Raw genomic sequence first — 1,989 nt, 5'->3', positions numbered from 1 at the left:
TCCGCGGCCAGGCCGCTCGGCCCGCGGCCGAGGTCTCCCGGGCGGGGCGCGAGGTCCGGACCGGACGGGACGGCCACGCGGTCCGGACCGGACGGGAGGGCGAGCGCCCGGACGGCCACGGCACGCACGACGGGCCGGAGGAGCACCAGGCCGAGGCACCCCGCTCGGCTCCACCGGTCCCCGCGGCGCGTGATCGCGCCGTAGGGTGAGTTGCGTGAATGACCGTTTGGTATGGATCGACTGTGAAATGACCGGCCTCGACCTCGACCGGGACGCCCTGGTCGAGGTCGCGGTGCTGGTGACGGACTCCGAGCTGAACATCCTCGGCGAGGGCGTGGACGTCATCATCCGGCCGCCGGCGGAGGCGCTGGCGAACATGCCCGAGGTGGTGCGCGCCATGCACACCGCCTCCGGGCTGCTGGAGGAGCTGGAGCAGGGCATGACCCTGGCCGAGGCCGAGGAGCGGGTGCTCGCCTACGTGCGCGAGCACGTGCCGGAGGCCGGGAAGACCCCGCTGTGCGGAAACTCGGTGGCCACCGACCGCGGCTTCCTGGCCCGGGACATGCCGGCCCTGGAGAAGCACCTGCACTACCGGATCGTGGACGTCTCCTCGATCAAGGAGCTGGCCCGCCGCTGGTACCCGAAGGCGTACTACAACAGCCCGCAGAAGGGCGGCAACCACCGGGCGCTCGCCGACATCCGGGAGAGCATCGACGAACTGCGGTACTACCGCGAGGCGGTGTTCGTCCCGCAGCCCGGTCCGGACGCCGACACCGCGCGGGCGATCGCCGGGAAGTACCAGGCCCCGGCGGGCTGAGCCCGGGCCCGGCCCGCCGGGCCGTCCCCGACAGCGCCCACAGGACTGTCCCCGACAGCGTCCGCCGGGCGGCCCCGGGACCACCGGCAGGACCTCGCCGGAGGGCCTGAGGGGGTGCCCGTGTCCGCCGGAACGAAACCCTGGCGCGAGCACCCTCTCGGATCCTGTAGAGTTCTTCCTGTCGGAACGGGAACGCGAGAGCGGGAACGGACCGGACAGATGGTGGGTGTAGCTCAGTTGGTAGAGCACCTGGTTGTGGTCCAGGTGGCCGCGGGTTCGAGTCCCGTCACTCACCCCAGAGCCCGAGGGGCCGATCTCTTCAAGAGATCGGCCCCTCGGGCGTTTTCGCGCTCCCTCAGTCGTGCACGGCCTCAGTTGCGCACTCCCGCACCGATATGTGCGCTCCCTCACACGCGCCCGCCGGGCCGGCTTTCCACCCTCCCCCTGCCGCCGGAAGCTACTGGCTAGTAACATCGTCGCCATGACCACACCTACGATCGGCCAGATGCTCGACTCCACCGTGCCGATGGCGCACACCCTGAAGCTGGAGTACCTGGAGACCACCCCGGAGCGCGCCGTGCTCCGGCTGCCGGACCAGCCCGCGTACCACAACCACGTCGGCGGCCCGCACGCCGGCGCGATGTTCACGCTGGCCGAGTCCGCCAGCGGCTGCATCGTGCTCGCCGCCTTCGGCGACCAGCTGTCCCGGGCCGTGCCGCTCGCCGTGAACGCCGAGATCGCGTACAAGAAGCTCGCCATGGGCGTCGTCACCGCCACTGCCGTGCTCGGCCGCCCGGCCGCCGAGGTCGTCGCCGAGCTGGACGCCGGCGGCCGCCCCGAGTTCCCGGTCACCGTCGAGATCACCCGCGCCGACGGCGCCGTCACCGGAGTGATGACGGTCACCTGGACCCTGCGCCCCAACTCCTGACCGCCACACGGTCGGTGGCCCCGGGAGCGCCGGCCCCGGGGCCACCCGCACGATGACTGTCCGTGACGGCAGGCGTGACCTCACCGCCCGTCCGCTCGTTCTCGACTCACGTGCGAGCCAATCACGCGACCAAGCCCCAGGAACCCGCCCCCCGCGGCGTCGCCGGAGCCCGCCGCGGGATCGCCCGGTGGCTGCCCCGCCCCCGCTCCGTCGCGGCCGCCGGGGCCCTGCTCGCACAGCTCTG

The 1,989-nt window shown here is 72.8% G+C and carries 2 protein-coding genes and 1 tRNA gene; all 3 read left to right on the top strand.

From position 1 onward, the window contains the following. The first annotated feature begins 214 nt into the window (after nucleotides 1-214). The 3 genes from orn to KS423_RS44350 all read left to right on the top strand — a co-directional run bounded on the left by orn (nucleotide 215) and on the right by KS423_RS44350 (nucleotide 1,745). A complete protein-coding gene (gene orn, locus KS423_RS44360; RefSeq protein ID WP_224285345.1) occupies nucleotides 215-817 on the top strand; it encodes an oligoribonuclease in 603 nt (200 codons plus the stop codon). Nucleotides 818-1,039: 222 nt separating this feature from the next. Continuing rightward, a tRNA-His gene (locus tag KS423_RS44355) sits at nucleotides 1,040-1,115 on the top strand. Between the two features lie 183 nt (nucleotides 1,116-1,298). Then, a complete protein-coding gene (locus KS423_RS44350) occupies nucleotides 1,299-1,745 on the top strand; it encodes a DUF4442 domain-containing protein (protein ID WP_224285344.1) in 447 nt (148 codons plus the stop codon). Nucleotides 1,746-1,989: the final 244 nt, after the last annotated feature.

The sequence above is a fragment of the Streptomyces sp. LS1784 genome (genome assembly GCF_020103755.1).
Lineage (GTDB): Bacteria > Actinomycetota > Actinomycetes > Streptomycetales > Streptomycetaceae > Kitasatospora.
Note: the sequence above shows the minus strand (reverse complement) of the source record. Positions and strands in the feature narration are given on the sequence as shown.

Coding starts and splice junctions, on each gene's coding strand:
- KS423_RS44350 (WP_224285344.1), top strand. CDS start 1,299: ATGACCACACCTACGATCGGCCAGATGCTCGACTCCACCGTGCCGATG.